A 16,743-nucleotide genomic window follows, 5' to 3' on the forward strand; every position below is an offset into this window, starting at 1 on the left:
GTGGGAATCAGCCCGCCGGGTTCGCCTTCACGGGCGGGACCTTGGTGCTGCCCGGGCGCAGCTCCTCGAGCAGCCGCGTGGCGCCGTAGATCTTCGTCAGCGACTCGATGATGGCCGCGCTGTGGACGCTGACGGCGCGGTTCACGCTCTCGTCGAAGCCGTACTCGCCGCCCAGGGACTGGATGTTGCCGTCGAACACGATGCCGACGATCTCCGCGTCCTTGTTGATGACCGGCGAGCCCGAGTTGCCACCGATGATGTCGTTGGTGGAGACGAAGTTCATCGGCGTGGTGCCGTCGAGCGCCTTCTCGTTCTTCAGCCAGGACTTGGGCAGCGCGAAGGGCTCCTCACCCGTGGCGTGGTCGAAGGTGCCGGCCATCTGGGTGATGGGGGCCACCTGCTTGCCGTTCTCCGTGTAGCCCTTCACCGAGCCGTAGGACAGGCGCAGGCTGAACGTGGCGTCCGGGTACTGGTTGGTGCCGTAGATTTCGAACTTCGACTTGGCCACCAGCTCGCTGTTCTTGCGGATGACGGACTCGACGTTCTCCTCGTAGGTCTTGCGCACGGCGCGCATGTCCGGGTCCAGCGCGACGGCCAACTGGATCATCGGGTCCTTGGACGCGGTGACGGCCGCCTTGCCGCCCTTGTAGAGGGCCTGACGCGCCTTCACGTCACGCAGCTTGGTGCCCTTCACCAGACGGGCGGCCAGCTTCTCCGGGGACTCCTTGCCCAGGACCTTCTTCACGAAGGGGTGGTCCGAGCCGAGCTCCTCGCGCATCTTGGTGAGGCTGAACGTCAGGCGGGCGATCTCCAGCTCCGGGTAGATGGGGGCCGGGCTGAACAACTGGGCCTCCAGCGCCGGGACGTTGGCCTGATTGAACTCACGCAGACGCTGGCCGTTCTCCTTGGGCAGCTCGTCCGCGCCGCGCACCAGCGTGCGGGCCAGCGAGAAGAGCGACGAGGACAGGCCGCTGCCGCTCTCCATGAACGACAGCTCCTTGCGGATGTTGCCAAGCTGCACCTGGGCCTTGGCAATCTCCTCCCACGCGGCGCCGTACTTCTTCTTCATCTCCGGGTTCGCGTCGACCTTCTTGCGCAGCTCCTGCTCGGCGGCGACCTTCTGCGCGAAGAACGTCTTGTCCAGCAGGGCCTCGTGACGGCCCTTGAGCGCCTTCACCGAGTTCTCCACGCCGAACAGCATGTTGGTGGAGATGCGGCGCTGCTCGGCGCCACGGCGGCCGAACTCCGTCAGCATGCCGCGCATCTCGGACAGCGTCATGAGCGTCTTGGGCAGCACCACGTCGCGCTGGAACTCCAGCTCCGCGATGGTGAGGCCACGCGACGTGCGACCCGGGTGGCCGGAGATGAAGGTCAGCTCGCCTTCCTTGGCGCCCTTGTCGGACCACTTGAAGAAGTTGTTCGTGGTCGCCGGCTTGCCGTCCTCGTAGACGCGCAGGAACGTCACGTCCAGGTCGTACCGGGGGAACGTGAAGTTGTCCGGGTCACCGCCGAAGAACGCGATGCCGTGCTCGGGCGCCATCACCAGACGGACGTCCTGGAAGCGCTTGTACTCGTAGAGGTTGTACTGGCCGCCCTGGTACAGGGTGACCACGTCACAGCGCGCCTTGGCGTTGCCCGAGGAACAGGCCTGCTCCAGCTCGGACATCTTCGCCTTCAGGGTGTCGGCGTACTGCTTGCCGGACAGGCCCTGCGTGGCCTTGTTCAGCGTCTCCGTGACGTCGGTGATCTTGACGAGCTGGTTGAGCTCCATCGCCGGGCACTTCGTCTCCTCGGCCTGCGCCTTCGCGTAGAAGCCGTTGGCGATGTAGTCCTTCTTCGCCGTGGAGAGCTGGTCGATGCAGCCGCGGGCGCAGTGGTGGTTCGTCATCACCAGGCCGTTTTGCGACACGAAGCTCGCCGAGCATCCGCCCGCGAGCCGCGCCGACGACAGGCGCACGTTGTCCAGCCACTGCTGGGAAGGCTCGAAGCCGTACTTCTCCTTCACCTTCGCGGAGGGAAAGTTGTTGTAGGTCCACATGCCCTCGTCGGCCATCGCGGGAGCCGCGCCGAGGAGGGTGGCAATCACGAACAAGCGCTTCATGAAACGGTCCTTTCCAGGGCCATGGGTGTCGCGGTTCTGCGGGAAGCTCCTGGCTGGGTCAAGCCAGTAAAGAACGGGGAATTTTTCCCGGCGAACTCAACATGCGAGCGGGCTCGAGATTCCCGCCGTCAGGGGTTGGATTGCGAGGCGAAATGGACCTCATCGCAAGCCACCGGTGGAACAACGTGACGCGGCGGAAAAAGCCGCGAATGTGACGGGTTTTCCTGTCAACGCGACGTGTCAACCTGGCGCGTTCCATGACTGGGATTCCGCATCCCAGGCGTGGGACGCGCCTCAGTCTTTTCGAAGCGCCTGGAGTGGGTCCATCCGGGTCGCCCGCCGGGCTGGAACCCAACAAGCGAACAACGCCACGGCGGCGAGCAGTGCCGCCACGACCCCGAACGTCCAGGGATCCCGCGCACTCACGCCGTGAAGCTGGCTCGCGAGCACCTGGGACAGCCCGAGCGCCGCCCCCAGGCCCACCCCCAAACCCACGGCGGTCATTCCCGCGCCCTGGTGCAGGACAAGCCGGAGCACGTCCGCCGGCCGGGCGCCAAGCGCCATCCGGACCCCCAGCTCCCGCGTGCGCTGGGCCACCCGGAGCGAGACGACCCCGTAGAGGCCGTACGCCGCGAGCACGACGGCGAGACCCGCGAAGCCGCCGAGCAACCCCAGGGCGAGCCTGCGCGTCGCCAGGGACTGCGAGATGACCTGCTCCAGGGTGAGCGCCCTGTAGATGGGCACGGTGCCATCCACCCGGCGGATGGCCTCCCGGATGGCCGGCAGCAGCGTCTCCGGCGGCACGGAGGTCCTCGCAACCAGGACGAGCCCGTCGTCGCCCCAAGGCCTGCCATGGGGGACATGGAATTCGGCGAGGGGTTCGCGCTCCAGCCCCGCCTGGCGGACATCGCCCACGACACCGACGATGGCGTACGTCGTGGCCCCGACGTGCAGCCGCTGGCCCAGGGCACCTCCGGCCGGAAAGTGCCGGCGGGCCAGGGTTTCATTGACGATGACCACACCGGCCTGGTCCGGAGCGGCGTCCAGGGCCGTGAAATCGCGCCCTTGGAGCAAGGGGATGCCCATGGTGGAGAAGTAGCCCGGACTGGTGGCGCGCCGCTCGGCACGGGGCTCGTCGCCGGGCTCTGGCAGCGGGGCTCCTTCGACTTGATACCGGGCGTTGTTCCAAGCCCGTTGGATGGGGAGCACCGACGTCATGCCCGCCGCGGTGACGCCCGGGAGCGCGCGAACGGCTTCCAGCACGGGCTCCAGGAGCCGTCCCGGAAGCTCCGCGTCCAATGCGCCATCCTTGAAGAATCGGTCGTCTGGGATGGCGAGATGCAGTGTGAGCACCTGGCCCGGGGCGAGTCCGGAGGACGTCCCGAGCAGGTGCAGGAATCCGCGTCCGAGAAGCCCAGCGCCGACGAGCAGGACCAGGGAAAGGGCGATCTCGACAACCACGAGCGAGGCCCCCAGGCGACGGCCGAGGCCCGGCACCGAGCCGCCATCGCCCGCGGCGGCGAGCCCGCCACGGACGTCCAACCGGGAGACCTGGAGGGCCGGAAGCAGCCCGAAGACCAGTGCGCTGACGCTGGTGATTCCCAGGAGGAACAGGAACGCCGCGCCGTCCAGCGCGATGTCCTGACGCCGAGGCAGGCTCTCCGGAGCCAGGGCCAGGAGCGCGTCCAGACCCCAGCGCGCCAGGAGCGTGGCCAGCGCGCCGCCCAGGAGCGCCAACAGGAGGCTTTCGACCAGGAGCTGCTGGACGACTCGAGCCCGGCCGGCGCCCAGCGCCAGACGAACGGCCAGCTCGCGGCGCCGAGTGCCCGCACGCGCCAGCAGCAGGTTCGCGACATTCGTACAGGCGATGAGAAGCACCAGGGTGACGGCGCCGAGCAGGACCTGGAGCGGCGCTCGCCAGGACTGCGTCTGGCTTTCGTCGAGCGGAATGACCCGGGCACTCCGACCCCGGTGGGATTCTGCCTGGGCCAACGCGGCATTCGCGGCGACTTGCTTCAAATGGGCCTCGGCGGAGGCCCGTGAAACGCCCGGAGCCAACCGGGCCCGGAGGGACAACACCGTGGACCGGGTCCGGGCGGCGGCGTCCAGAGGCGCCACCAGCGGCAGCCAGACGTCCGTGGAACCATCAAATGAGGCTGGCATCACGCCAATGACGGTGTGGGCCACGCCATCCAGGCTCACGGAACGGCCCAGGACGGACGGGCTCGCGCCAAAACGGGCGCGCCAGAGACGCTCGCCGAGGATGGCGACTGGGGCCTGGCCGGGCAGGTCCTCATCGGGCTCGAACGTCCGGCCCAGCAAGGGCGGCACGCCATGTACCGAGAAGAAATCCGCGGTTCCTCGAACGGCCTGGAGGCGTTCAGGCGCATCCGAGTCCTGGAGCGTGACGCCGCCACCCGTGAACGCCGCCATGTGCGCGAAGGCAGGGCTGTTTTGGCGCCAGGCCCAGAACGTGGGCCAGGACACCGGGCCGCCATAGCCCTGGGGGCGAACCTCGACGAGGCTGACCAGCCGCTCGGGTTCCGCATACGGCAACGGCCGGAGGAGAACGCCGTGGACCACGCTGAAGATGACGGAGTTGGCGCCGATGCCCAGCGCCAGACACAGCACGGCGGCCGCGACGAAGCCGGGTGCGCGGCGGAACGTGCGGAGCGCGAAGCGAACATCCGCGGCGAGCGAATCAAGCAAGGGCAGGTCCGGAGGTCGGGGGTGGAGATCCTGCCGGAACGGGCTGCAATCGATGGACCGAACCTGGCCCGAAAGCGCCCAGGAACCGGGGAGGAGAACGGCCTGGATCAACCCCAGGGCTCGCGCCCGCTTAGTTTACATAACGCATGTTATCAGACCTTGCCTCTAGAGGGAGAGGTCGGGTCGCGGACGTCATCCACGGCCCCATGGCCACCAGGCTGCGGCCCGGTTGGCTGGCCGGCACTCGGCGCTTTCCGGTCCCCCGTTGGGCGCATACCGTGCGGCGCCACATGCGTGTTCTTCGATTCGGACTCGTCGCCGTCACGTGCTGTGGCGCTCTCGTCCTCGCGGGCTGTCCCGACAAGCCGGCCGCTGCTCCGGATTCTGGCGTCGTCGAAGCGCCCCAGGTCCCCGCCGAGCCGCCGCCCACCCGGTTCTCGCTCAGCTACCAGGCCCCGGCGGCCAAGCCGTCCGCCGGGCCTGATACGGGTTCCGGCACCACGGGCGCGGCCCTGGCGGACTCCGGTACCCCCGCCGCGAACCCCGGAACCGCCCAGGTGGCGCTTTCCGACGTCTCCCTCGCGCCAGATGAAGAATCCGTCATCGAGCCGACCACGCTCCTGGAGCTTCGGACGACGCGGCTGCTCAAGAACTACCGGGTCCGGCTGTTCGACGAGGCCGACCGGGCCATGATTTCCGACGACGCTGTCGAGGAAACCGACAACGGCCTCGTCTACCGCATCCAACTGCCGCAGCCGCTCAAAACGGGCTTCAAATACACGTTGGTCGTCGACGCCCAAACCGGCACCGGTTTCACCGATGCCCTCGGCCGCGACGTCGACGAGTTCCGGCAAACCCTTCAGATTGCTGGCGAAAAGGAAAAGCCCACGCCCCCAGCCAAGCAGACCGGCAAGAAGAAACGCCGGTAGCGCGGCCGGCCGGCGGGCTCAGGCGCGACGCCTCCGCAACGCGCCCGATTCAATCCGCGCCGCCTTGCTCAGCGGTCCGCGACTGGCGGCAGTCCCAATGAGCTCTTCAGGTCCCGCAGCTTGGCTTGAATGAGCCGCATGTTCTTGGGCCCCATTCGCAGCAAGTGCTTCTGCGCGGGGCTCAGGTCCTCCAGCTCGGGCGCCGCGTAGGCATGGAGCGCGCCCTCGGGAATGACTTCCACGGGGCCTTCCTGCACGGGCACCTTGAGCAAATGCTGGATCGCCGCGCTCAACGAGCTGTTGAACGTCTGTCCCGGCGGCGCAATCTCGGCATTGGCCTGGTCAATCAAGGGCTTCAGCTCGCGGTACACGCTGGCCGCGGACTGCGTGTCGATGGACCCGATGACCCGGGCCACCGTGTCGTAGCGCGCGTAGCTCGCCGGATCGATGACCGTCGTGCCATCCACCTCGGTCACCGAGAACGCCCCGGTGGGCGCCAGGAACCCGAGCATCGTCCGCGGGCTCGCGCCCTCCGCGATGCTCGTCACGGCCGCCGTGAAGCGCCGGACCAGATCCTTCTCGTTCATCCAGCGCGCGAGCTCGGGGTCTGGTGAGAGCTGGCTCGCATGGCTGCGAATCTCGGCATCCTGTTCGGTCAGCGACACCTCGGGAACGGTCGCGGGCGCCGGGGCGACATCCGCGACGCGCTCCGTGGGCGCGGCCGGAACCGCGTCCGTCGGCTGGGACTCCATTCGCCGGAGCCCAAAATACGACGCGACCAACGCCAGACCGGCCAGCCCGAGGACGACGGCCAACGTCTTGCCTTTCGAACTCGAAGTGGACTCAGGAACCTCGGCTGGCGTCGGATTCGTCGGGTCGCTCATTCATTCCTCCGTGGTGGACCCTACAAGCTACAAACGCCCCCCCAGGGCATTCCACCGCACCCACGCCTTTCGCGACCCCGGGTGTTCACCGTCCGGAAGTCACGAATGCACGGCTGCTGTCGGGACGGTGAACCGGGCACAGTCACCCTGCCCGCTCAGCCGTCCTGCTCCATGGCCCGGACCCGAGCGAGCGTCTGTTCGTCGCGCTCCGTCGGGCCCAACTCGAGGATGATCCGGCTCACGTCATAAAGCACGTCGCCGCGCTCGAACACCGGCAGCCGGGGAACATCCTGGTTCAGCTCGTCCGCGCCCCGGTTGTACGCCACGTCCATCAACGTCCGGAGCTGGAAGGCGTCGTAGAGGTTGTATTCGACGAGGAACCGCAGGGCCTCCACGTCACCGCGGCGCTGATACGCGCGCCACAGCAGCACCGCGTCGTAGCCGTTCACGCCCTTCATGTGCGGCGGGCGCTCGGCGCCAATCTTCCCTTCGATTTCCTTCAGGCCGCCGCCCATGCCCAATCGCCGCGTCACGAACCGCAGGTCGATGTGCGCGTCCGGCACCGGAAAGCGGCCCGCGCCGAAGTAGTCGCGGAGCACCGGCACGTCGAAGCACGAGCCGTTGAACGTCACCCACAGCCGGCGCGCCGCCATCGCCTCCGGCAGCGCGTCCATGTTCCGGCCCTGGATGAAGACGTGGAGCCCCTTCGAATCAAACAGGCTCACCACCGTGGGCGCCTGCGCCTCCCGGCCGTCCGTCTCGATGTCGAAGTAGACGGCGTCGTCCTGGAACTCAGGGTACAGACGCCAGTGCTCACGGGATGGGAGCAGCTCCGCGAGCTTCCTCAAATCCCTGCGGGCCAGCGCGTCCCGCGTCTCGGCGATGCGCGCCCGGGCCACGTCGTCCGACTTCCGGTTGAGCGCCACGCCTTCACCGGCGGCCGGAAAGTCATCCCAGGTCCGGATGCCGCGGGACCAGAGGTCCTTCTCCCGCCACGGCCCGACGCCCGGAATGTGCTGGAACGTCCGCTGAAGCATCAATCGAGCGAGCCCAGCCTTCCCGCCACCAGGTCGTCCAGGAGCGGAATGTCCGCCTCGCAGAACGGCAGTGACAGCATCTGCGCCGGCGTCTGGAACGCCAGGGCGTGGGCCCCCAGCGGCCGAGGCTCGCCGGAGACAATCCGGGACAGGTACAGCACCAGCTCCACCGTCAGGTCCGGATACGTGTGCTTCCCCTCCCAGAGCCGCCGGCCCACGGCGAGGTCCACATCCAGTTCCTCGCGGCACTCACGGGCCAGCGCGGCCTCGTCGGACTCCCCGGCTTCCACCTTGCCACCGGGGAACTCCCACAACAGGGCGCGGCTGCCACCGGGGAGCCGCTGCTGCACCAGGAACTGGCGCCCGTCGTCCGGCCGAGGAATCAGGGCCGCCACCACGCGGACCGTCCTGCGCGCCGGCGCCGTCACCCCTGAATCCCGTTCAGGTCAATCGAATACAGGAAGCCGTTGTTCGACAGCACGAAGACCTGCCGGCCGGCCACGAACGGCGGCGCGGTGATGCCGCCGCCCGGATTCCAGGCGATCCGGGAGCGGCCCGTCTTGGGCTCCAGGAACAGCAGCGAACCGGACGTGGGCACCATGAGCATTCCCTTGGCGAACACCGGAGTGAACGCCGCCCGTTCCCCCAGGGGATGCGACCAGAGAAGCCGGCCCGTCTCCGCCAGATAGGCGTCCACACGGCCGTCACCGGTGGCGAAGAGCACCTGGCCGCTGAGGAGCAGCCCCGTCATCCCCGGCACCGAGGTGCTCCAGACGACGTCCCCGGAGTCCGCCTCGAGCGCGAAGATGCCGCTCTTGTACGACGTGACGTAGAGCTGCCCGTTGGCGTCCATCACCGGGCTGCTGTCCACGTCCAGGAACTCGGAGCCCGAACCGGACAGCGAGCGCTCCCAGGTGACGCCGCCGTCGTCGGCGCTCAGCGCCACGATGTAGCCGTCCGAGAAGCCGATGTACGCGACGCCCTCGCGGACCAGCGGCCGGGACGCGCCACGAACCGTGAAGCCCGTCGGGGGATCCCTCCGGTACTGCCAGGCCCACTGGCCGTCCGTGACCTTCACCGCGAACAGCGTGTCGCTCTCGGAGGCCACCAGGACCAGGCCCTCGGACACCACGGGCACGGTCGCCAGGGCCTCGCCCGCGACGTACTTCCACTTCTCGTCGCCGGTGGCCGCATCCAGCGCGTACAGCACGCCGTCACCGCCCGGCACGTAGACGATGCCGTCCACCACGCGGGGACCCGCGCTGAAGCGGCTGGCCGTCTTGTACAGCCACTTGACCTTGCCGTCCGGCCCCACGCCCCGGGCGTACCCGTCGCGGGTGAGCGCGATGGCCGTCCGGCTCACGGGGTCATACGCCGGCGACGCCGTCTCGCGCGGCCCGTACTCCAGCGTGGCTGGGGGCGACAGGGACGCCCACCAGTTCACGGAGAAGTAGTCGAGCGGCGTCTGGGACGCCGGCCGGGGGTACTCCGGGTTGCCATAGAACTGCGTGCCACTGCAGCCGCCCAGAAGCCCCGCCACCAAGGTGCTACCCAGCCAACGCTTCCAGCTCACGAGCCGCATCGTCATGGCGTGTGTTTCTACTCCGCGACCGGAGCGGGCGCAGCCGCCGGTGCCGCGGGAGCCTCCGGGGCAGGAATCTTCACACCTTCGGACGCCAGCACCGCCAGGCGCTCACCGGCCTGGCGTGCCGCGGCCGTGTTCGGGTGCGCGGCGGTGAGCTTCGTCAGCACCTGGGCCGCCTCCTCCTTCTTGCCCAGGAGGATGAGCATGCGGGCCTTGTGGTAGTCGCCCATGCCCACGAGGAACGCGCCGCCGGCGGCGTTCATCTGCTCGAAGGCCTTGATGGCGTCGTCGAACTTGCCCTCGGCCTCGAGCGCGTAGCCCTGGCCCTCGAAGGCCTCGGCGCGGAGCGGATCGTTCTGGGCCGCGCCCTTGAGGAACTCAGCGAAGGCCGCCTGCGCGCCCGGGTAGTTGCCCAGCCGGAACTGCGCGTTGCCCTCGGTCAGGGCCGCCGTGGCCGAGGACCGGGTGCCGCCGTGCTCCTTGCGGAACGCGTCCAGCGCCTTCACCAGTTCCTGGTCACGCTCCGTCACGGACGCGAAGGGCTTCTCGGTGTCGCCGGGCTGCGCGGGCTGCACGCCTTCCACGGGCCGGTCGAGGATGGTGAGCGCCTGGCCCAGGGCCATGGCGGCCTTCTCCTCGCCGCGCTTGGACACCTCGCTGGCGATGGCCACGCCCACGCCGCCCAGGATGAGCACACCGGCGGCGAGGCCGATGATCTTCTGGCGCTGGGCAAGCCAGTCGCTCGCCTCGGTGCCCGCCTTCTGGAAGGTGTCCGGCTGGCTGAGCTCTTTCTGGCGAATCTTCTCGGTCTTGGTGGTTCCGGCCACGTCTGGAAACCTCTGTATTTAGAGCGGCGCACTGTATGGAGCGCGCGCTACGAGTGTCAACGCACTGACGCCTCAGCGCTTCCCCTGGCGCTGCGGCCGTTTGCGGGCCTCGCGCTTGGCCTGCCCGGGCCGGCCCTTGAAGATGAGCCGGATGGGCACGCGCAGGTCGAACGTCTTGCGCAGTTGGTTGGTGATGTACCGCTTGTACATGTCCGGAACGCCTTCCGGATGGTTCACGGTGAGCGCGAAGGTCGGCGGCGCCGCCGCCACCTGGGCGATGTAGTACAGGCGCAACGGCTTGCCCCGGACGATGGGCGCCGGGTTGTTGTCGACCATGTGCTCCAACAGCCGGTTGAGCTGCGGCGTGGGCGCCCGGAAGCGGAACTGCTCGGCGAGCTCCGTCGCCACGTCCACCACCTTCTCCACCTTGGAGCCCGTCAGGGCCGAGGTGAAGAGGATGGGCGCGTAGCCCACGAACTTGAGCGCGTACTTGAGGGACTCGCGGTAGGTCTCCTGGCGGCGTTGGTCCGCGCCCACCAGGTCCCACTTGTTCACCACGATGACCAGCGCTCGGCCGCGCTCCTCGGCCAGGCCCGCCAGCTTCGCGTCCTGGTCCACCGCCGGCTCCGTGGCGTCCATCAGCAGGACCGCCACGTCACTGCGCTCCATCGCCTTCAGCGCGGCGATGACGGAGAACTGCTCCACGCGCTGGGCAATGGACTTCTTGCGCCGGATGCCCGCCGTGTCGGTGAGCACGATCTTGCGGCCCTTGTACGTCAGCTCGGAGTCCACCGGATCGCGGGTGGTGCCCGCCACCTCGCTGGCCACCACCCGCTTCTCCTTCAGGATGGCGTTGACCAGGGTGCTCTTGCCCGCGTTGGGCCGGCCGATGATGGCCATGCGGATGAGCCCGTCGTCCGGCGGAGCCTCTTCGTCCTCGCCCTCTTCCTTGGGCGGGAGCTTGGCCGTGACGGCGTCGAACAGCTCCTGCATGCCCAGGCCGTGCTCGGCGGACAGCGCCTGCACGTCGCCCAGGCCCAGGCGGTAGAACTCACCAGCCAGGGCCAGCATCTGCCCGGTGGTGGTGTCCAGCTTGTTGGCGGCCAGCACCACGGGCTTGCCGCTCTTGCGCAGGAAGTTGGCCACGGCCTCGTCCGCCGCGGTGAGGCCCGCGCGGGCGTCCGTGACGAAGACGATGACGTCGCACTCGTCCACGGCGAGCTGGGCCTGCTCCCGCACCTGCTGCAGGAGCTGGTCCTCGTCACCGGGCACGAAGCCGCCGGTGTCGATGAAGGTGAACTTGCGGCCTTCCCACTCCGCGTCCGCGTAGTGGCGGTCCCGCGTCACGCCGGGCTCGTCCTGCACCAGCGCGAGCCGACGGCCCGCGAGCCGGTTGAACAGCGTGCTCTTGCCCACGTTGGGGCGTCCGACAATGGCGACCAGGGGCTTCATCTCAGTCGTATCCCAGCTTCTTGAGGCCTTCGGGGCGCTCGCTCCAGCGCGGTTCCACGCGCACGCGCAGGTCCAGGTAGACGTGCGCGCCCAGCAGCCGCTGCACGGACTTGCGTGCGTCGGTGCCAATGGTCTTCAGCATCTGCCCCTGCTTGCCAATGATGATGGCCTTCTGGCTGTCGCGTTCCACGAAGATGGACGCGGCGATGCGGATGAGTCCGCCCAGTTGGTTCGGCGGCGTTCCCGGCCGGGGCTCACGCTCCGACTCGTCGAAGATGTCCACCACCACCGCCGTGGAGTACGGAATCTCCTGGCGGCAGTGCCGCAGCACCTGCTCCCGGATGTACTCCGCCACCAGCACGCGCTCCTGCTGGTCGGTGAGCATGTCCTCGTCGAAGACGTTCTCTCCTTCCGGCAGGTGCCGCAGGACGATGTGGAACAGGTGTTCCACGCCGTCCTTCTCCCGGGCGGAGATGGGCACCACCTCCGCGAAGGGGAACTCGTTGCGGTACAGCTCGATGAGCGGCAGCAACTGCGACTTGGGGACGCTGTCGATCTTGTTGATGACCAGGAAGGTCGGCTTGCCGATCTTCTGCAGCCGCTCGAGGATGGCGCGGTTGCCCGGGCTCACCTCGGGCTTCTCGCCCGCGGGCGGCTCGATGAGGAAGAGCACCAGCTCCACCTCCTCGGCGGCCTGGAGCGCCACCTCGACCATGTAGCGGTTCAGCTCGCCCTTGGCCTGGTGGATTCCCGGCGTGTCGATGAACGCCACCTGCCCCTCCGGGCGGGTGACGACACCGAGGATGCGGTTGCGGGTCGTCTGCGGCTTGGGCGAGACGATGGCGATCTTCTCGCCGGTCAATGCATTGAGCAGCGTGCTCTTGCCCACGTTGGGGCGCCCGATGAGGGCGGCGAAGCCGCTGCGGTGGTTCTTGGTTGAGGCCATTGCTTCGAAGGTGGTCTGGGACGCCACGTCGCCGCGGGGTCCCGAAAAAGAAACGTCTGAACTACCGCCCTATCACAGCCCACCGCCCGGCCACGGAAATCCGGCACGGGCGGCGAGCAGTCAGGCTACGGCTGGGTCGTCGAGATGGTCAGCTTGTTGATGACGACGTCCTGGCGGGGACGGTCGTTTCCGTCGCGGGGCGCGCCGGCGATCTTCTCCACGACGTCGTAGCCGCTGAGCACCTCACCAAAGATGGTGTGCTTGTTGTTGAGGTACGTCGGCTTGGACGTGGTGATGAAGAACTGGCTGCCGTTGGTGTTGGGGCGGCCCACGTTGGCCGTGGCGAGCAGACCCACTTTGTCGAAGGTCCGGCCGCTCTGGTACTCGTCGTCCACGTTGAAGCCCGGGCCGCCGCGGCCGGTGCCCGTGGGGTCACCGCCCTGAATCATGAAGCCCGGGATGACGCGGTGGAAGATGATGCCGTCGTAGTACGCGCGCTGGGTCTTCTCGCCCGTCTTCGGGTCCTGGAAGGGCATCTCGCCCGTCGCCAGCCCCACGAAGCTGCTCACCGTCTTCGGCGCGTCCTTCGCGAACAGCTTCACCACGATGGTGCCCAGCGTGGTGTCAAAGGTGGCGTAAAGGTCATTGCCCGCGCGGGCCTCGTCCAACATTCCCATGCTGCCCTCCCGTGTGGGGGCCCGTCGAAACGACGGACCCGAATGGTGTCACGGCCTTGGTGAAACCGTCTTCGCGCCCGCCGCCTTCGGAGGCGCTGCTTCCTTGCCCGCCGCGGGGGCCGTCATGCCCGCGGGAGCCTTGTCCCCCAGCACCACCCGGTTGAGCATCACCGCGGTACGGGGACGGTCCCGGTTGTCCCGGGGCACCTTGCCAATCTTCTCCACCACGTCATAGCCCACAACCACCTCACCGAAGATGGTGTGCTTGTTGTTCAGCGAGCCGGGCGTGGAGGTGGTGATGAAGAACTGGCTGCCATTCGTGTTGGGGCCGGCGTTGGCCATGGCCAGCAGGCCCGGCTTGTCGAAGGTCCGGCCGCTCGTGAACTCATCCGCGAAGCGGTAGCCCGGGTCTCCGAAGCCCGAGCCGGTGGGGTCGCCGCCCTGAATCATGAAGACGGGAATCACCCGGTGAAACACCGTGCCGTCGTAGAGCGGCTTCTTCGACATCTTCCCGGACTGGGGATCCCGCCACTCCTTCTCACCGGCGGCGAGCCCCACGAAATTGGCCACCGTCTTGGGCGCCTCCTTGGAGAACAGCCGGACGGTGATGTCGCCCTCGCTCGTCTGCAGCGTGGCGTAGATGTCCTTGCCGGCCGCCACCTTGCGGGTCCATTTGCCCGAGTCCGCGGCCAGGACGGAGCCCGCCCACAGGCAGGTGACCAGCGCGAGCGACTTTCGGAGGGAGGCGGGGGGCATCGTGGCGCGGCACCTTACGCGCCGCCCCCTGCCCCATCCAAGGGGTTTCACGCCGACGTGTCGTGTCCTGGCGTTCCGGGAGGGGGCGAGGTGGGACAGGCGGCCCCTTCCTGGAGCTTGTCCAGGGTGGCCTGCGCGGCGGACTGCTCCGCCTCCTTCTTGCTCCGCCCGGAGGCCCGGGCGAAGGCGGTGTCGCCCAGCATCAGCTCCACCTCGAACACCTTGGAGTGTTCCGGACCGGACTCGGACACCACCCGGTAGCGGGGCTGGAGCTTGAGCCGCTCGTGGGCCATCTCCTGGAGCAGCGTCTTGTAGTCGAGCCGCCCCTGCCCGCTGGACACCTCGTCCAGCAGCTCCGCGAAGTACCGGTCCACCAGCGCGACGGCGGGCTCCAGTCCGCTGGTGAGGAACACCGCGCCGAAGACGGCCTCCAGCGCGTCCGCCAGCACGGAGTTCTTCTCCCGGCCCCCGGACATGAGCTCGCCCCGACCCAGCAGCAGCAGGTCCCCCAACGGAATGGTCCGGGCCACGCGGGCCAGGCCGTCCTCGTTGACGACGCGGGCGCGCATCTTGGTCAGGTCGCCCTCGGGCAGGCCCGGGCAGCGCGCCATCAGCCGGTGGCTGACCGCCAGGTTGACGACCGCGTCGCCCAGGAACTCCAGGCGCTGATTGTCCTTCAGCTCCTTGTCCCGGGACTCGTTGACGTAGGTCTTGTGCGTCAGGGCCTCGAGCGCCGTCTCCATCCGGGAGAACTGCAGGCCCAGCCGTGACTCCAGCAACTGAACCCGCTCCGACGGGTTCATCTTGTCCGCACCACTCAACGCAATCACTCCTGAGGCGTGTCCGGACCCACCAGCCTCACGGCCGTGGGGGCGACCTTCAGGAGGTCCGCCACCATCCGCACGATGCCTGGAAACTCATCCAGTTCGAACCGTCCCGCCCACTCCTTGCCCTGCGGCCCGGCCAGCAGCCCGCGGAACGTGCGGCCCGCCACCCGGGCGGCCGCGAAGCGATACGGACGGCCCTCCACCTGCAACTGCGCCAGCAGCTCCAGGCTGCTGCGAGGCGGCACCAGCGCCTCGGCGCCGAACTTCTCCACGATGTCCGAGAAGCGCACCAGCCCGGCGCCCACCGGCGCGGCCTGAGGCCGGGACGCAGGCTCCCCGAAGAGCGCGACCAGGTAGCCCGTCAGCGCGGCCCGCTCGCGGAACTCCGACAGCTCCAGCGTGTGCCCCATGCCGGAAGGCAGGTCCTCCCGCCCCCGGGCGACGCGTGCCACCCGGAAGTTGCCCAGCCGGTCCGACACCAGCGTGACGGCCAGCTCGCCGTCCGCCACGTCCGTGGACAGCTCCAGCGTGTCCGGCTCCACGCGCGGCGTCAGCCCCAGGACCTGGAGCTCCGCCGAGCGGCGCTGGACATGGAAGATGTGCTCGTTGAACGCGTCCGCGAGCAGCGCCTCGATGTCCGCCACGTCACTGAGCGCGCCAATGAGGATGGGGGCCAGCCCCACCACCGCCGGCGGCGAGATGGGGATGAGCCGATCCCCCATGACCTGAAAGGTCACCTCCGGGATGAAGGCCCGGGTGACGGGATTGACCAGTGGCGACGCCTCGAGGTCCAGCACCGCCTCGGTGCCGGCCGCGTCCTCTCGCAACTGCAGCCCGAGGCCTTCCAGCCGCGCGGTGTCCATCAAGCCCCTTTGAAGGTTTCCCGGGCGATGATTGTACGCTGGATCTCGCTGGTGCCCTCGCCGATCTCACACAGCTTCGCGTCGCGAAGGTAGCGCTCGACGGGGAACTCGCGGGTGTAACCGTACCCACCATGAATCTGCACGGCCTTGTTGCAGGCCCGCATGGCGGACTCGGAGGCGAAGAGCTTGCCCATGGACGCCTCGCGCGAGTACGGCTTGCCCTCGTCGGCCAGCTTCGCCGCGCGGTGGACCAGCAGCCGGGCGGCGTCCAGCTCCGTCTTCATGTCCGCCATCATCCAGCGCAGGCCCTGGAACTCGCTGATGGGCTGACCGAACGCGGTGCGCTCGCGGGAGTAACCGACGGACTCCTCCAGGGCACCCCGGCCCAGGCCCACCGCCAGCGCGCCAATGGTGATGCGGCCGCGGTCGAGGATCTTCATGGTGTCGATGAAGCCGTGGTCGACCTCACCCACGCGCGCGGAGTCCGGCAGCTCGACGTTCTCCAGGATGAGCTCGGCGGTGTCCGAGGAGCGCATGCCCAGCTTGCCGTGGATGGCGCGCTGGCTGAACCCCGGCACGTCCTTCTCCAGCACGAAGGCGGTGATGCCCTTCTGGCGCTTCTCCGGGGACGTGAGCGCGAGCACCACGAAGACGTCGCCCACGGTGCCCTGGGTGATGAACATCTTGGTGCCGTTGAGCACCCATTTGTCGCCCTTGCGCACCGCCGTCGTCTTCATGCTGGACGCGTCCGAGCCGGACCCGGGCTCCGTCAGGCCCCACGCGCCCAGGAACTCGGCGGTGGCGAGCTTGGGTAGGTAGCGCTGGCGCTGCGCGTCGTTGCCGAAGACGCGCAGGTGGCTGGTGCCCAGGCCGTTGTGGCTGGCCACCGTCAACGCGAGCGAGCCGTCGTAGCGGGCAATCTCCTCCACGGCGACCGCCACGGCGAGCGAGTCCATGGCGGCGCCGCCAAACTCCTCGCCCACCAGGATGCCCATCACCCCGAGCTGCCCCAGCTCCTTGACGACCTCCATGGGGAATTTCTCGTCCTTGTCCCACTCGCGTGCGTAGGGCTTCACCCGCCGTTCACAGAATTCGCGGATGGAGGACTGGAGGGCGCGGTGGCTTTCAGGAAGTTCGAAATCCATGGTGT

General features: G+C 68.5%; 15 protein-coding genes. 1 reads left to right on the top strand and 14 read right to left on the bottom strand.

The annotated features are described in order from the left end of the window. Positions 1 to 7 precede the first annotated feature (7 nt). Positions 8 to 2,101: a S46 family peptidase gene (locus A176_RS15225; RefSeq protein ID WP_002640019.1), complete on the bottom strand. Its 2,094-nt coding sequence runs from the start codon at positions 2,099 to 2,101 to the stop codon at positions 8 to 10. 294 nt (positions 2,102 to 2,395) lie between these two features. Beyond that, positions 2,396 to 4,810 carry an ABC transporter permease gene (locus A176_RS15230; RefSeq protein WP_002640021.1) on the bottom strand — a complete coding sequence of 805 codons (2,415 nt, stop codon included), beginning with the start codon at positions 4,808 to 4,810 and terminating at the stop codon, positions 2,396 to 2,398. Positions 4,811 to 5,100: 290 nt separating this feature from the next. Here A176_RS15230 and A176_RS15235 point away from each other — a divergent pair, with 290 nt between their 5' ends. Then, positions 5,101 to 5,739, top strand: coding sequence for a PHP domain-containing protein (locus A176_RS15235; RefSeq protein WP_002640022.1), 639 nt, complete (start codon positions 5,101 to 5,103; stop codon positions 5,737 to 5,739). Between the two features lie 68 nt (positions 5,740 to 5,807). Here A176_RS15235 and A176_RS15240 read toward each other — a convergent pair whose 3' ends face one another. From A176_RS15240 to A176_RS15295, 12 genes are all read right to left on the bottom strand, one after another. Beyond that, on the bottom strand, positions 5,808 to 6,623 hold the full coding sequence (locus tag A176_RS15240) for a DUF3014 domain-containing protein (RefSeq protein ID WP_021781575.1): 816 nt from the start codon (positions 6,621 to 6,623) through the stop codon (positions 5,808 to 5,810). A gap of 155 nt (positions 6,624 to 6,778) precedes the next feature. After that, positions 6,779 to 7,660, bottom strand: a complete 882-nt coding sequence (locus tag A176_RS15245) for a ribonuclease H-like domain-containing protein (RefSeq protein ID WP_002640024.1) — start codon at positions 7,658 to 7,660, stop codon at positions 6,779 to 6,781. Then, entirely contained in the window at positions 7,660 to 8,088 is a 429-nt protein-coding gene (locus A176_RS15250) for a (deoxy)nucleoside triphosphate pyrophosphohydrolase (protein WP_002640025.1), read from the bottom strand. The genes A176_RS15245 and A176_RS15250 overlap by 1 nt, the downstream gene beginning before the upstream one ends. Further along, a complete protein-coding gene (locus A176_RS15255) occupies positions 8,085 to 9,248 on the bottom strand; it encodes an outer membrane protein assembly factor BamB family protein (protein WP_002640026.1) in 1,164 nt (387 codons plus the stop codon). Before A176_RS15255 ends, A176_RS15250 begins: the two co-directional genes overlap by 4 nt. Positions 9,249 to 9,259: 11 nt before the next feature. Further along, positions 9,260 to 10,072: a tetratricopeptide repeat protein gene (locus A176_RS15260; protein WP_002640027.1), complete on the bottom strand. Its 813-nt coding sequence runs from the start codon at positions 10,070 to 10,072 to the stop codon at positions 9,260 to 9,262. A 72-nt stretch (positions 10,073 to 10,144) separates the two neighbouring features. Beyond that, the gene (gene der, locus A176_RS15265) at positions 10,145 to 11,524 is read right to left on the bottom strand and encodes a ribosome biogenesis GTPase Der (RefSeq protein WP_002640028.1); all 1,380 of its coding nucleotides are present in this window, start codon (positions 11,522 to 11,524) and stop codon (positions 10,145 to 10,147) included. A 1-nt stretch (position 11,525) separates the two neighbouring features. Beyond that, a complete protein-coding gene (gene era, locus A176_RS15270) occupies positions 11,526 to 12,470 on the bottom strand; it encodes a GTPase Era (RefSeq protein ID WP_044890921.1) in 945 nt (314 codons plus the stop codon). A 125-nt stretch (positions 12,471 to 12,595) separates the two neighbouring features. Further along, positions 12,596 to 13,147 carry a peptidylprolyl isomerase gene (locus A176_RS15275; protein ID WP_002640030.1) on the bottom strand — a complete coding sequence of 184 codons (552 nt, stop codon included), beginning with the start codon at positions 13,145 to 13,147 and terminating at the stop codon, positions 12,596 to 12,598. A 48-nt stretch (positions 13,148 to 13,195) separates the two neighbouring features. Beyond that, entirely contained in the window at positions 13,196 to 13,903 is a 708-nt protein-coding gene (locus A176_RS15280) for a peptidylprolyl isomerase (protein ID WP_002640031.1), read from the bottom strand. Positions 13,904 to 13,950: 47 nt separating this feature from the next. Further along, positions 13,951 to 14,733, bottom strand: coding sequence for a ribonuclease III (gene rnc, locus A176_RS15285; RefSeq protein WP_002640032.1), 783 nt, complete (start codon positions 14,731 to 14,733; stop codon positions 13,951 to 13,953). After that, positions 14,730 to 15,593: a hypothetical protein gene (locus tag A176_RS15290; RefSeq protein ID WP_193409845.1), complete on the bottom strand. Its 864-nt coding sequence runs from the start codon at positions 15,591 to 15,593 to the stop codon at positions 14,730 to 14,732. Before A176_RS15290 ends, rnc begins: the two co-directional genes overlap by 4 nt. Continuing rightward, positions 15,593 to 16,738: an acyl-CoA dehydrogenase family protein gene (locus tag A176_RS15295; RefSeq protein WP_002640034.1), complete on the bottom strand. Its 1,146-nt coding sequence runs from the start codon at positions 16,736 to 16,738 to the stop codon at positions 15,593 to 15,595. The genes A176_RS15290 and A176_RS15295 overlap by 1 nt, the downstream gene beginning before the upstream one ends. Positions 16,739 to 16,743 lie beyond the last annotated feature (5 nt).

Origin of the sequence: Myxococcus hansupus, from assembly GCF_000280925.3 — a bacterium.
Classification (GTDB): Bacteria; Myxococcota; Myxococcia; order Myxococcales; family Myxococcaceae; genus Myxococcus; species Myxococcus hansupus.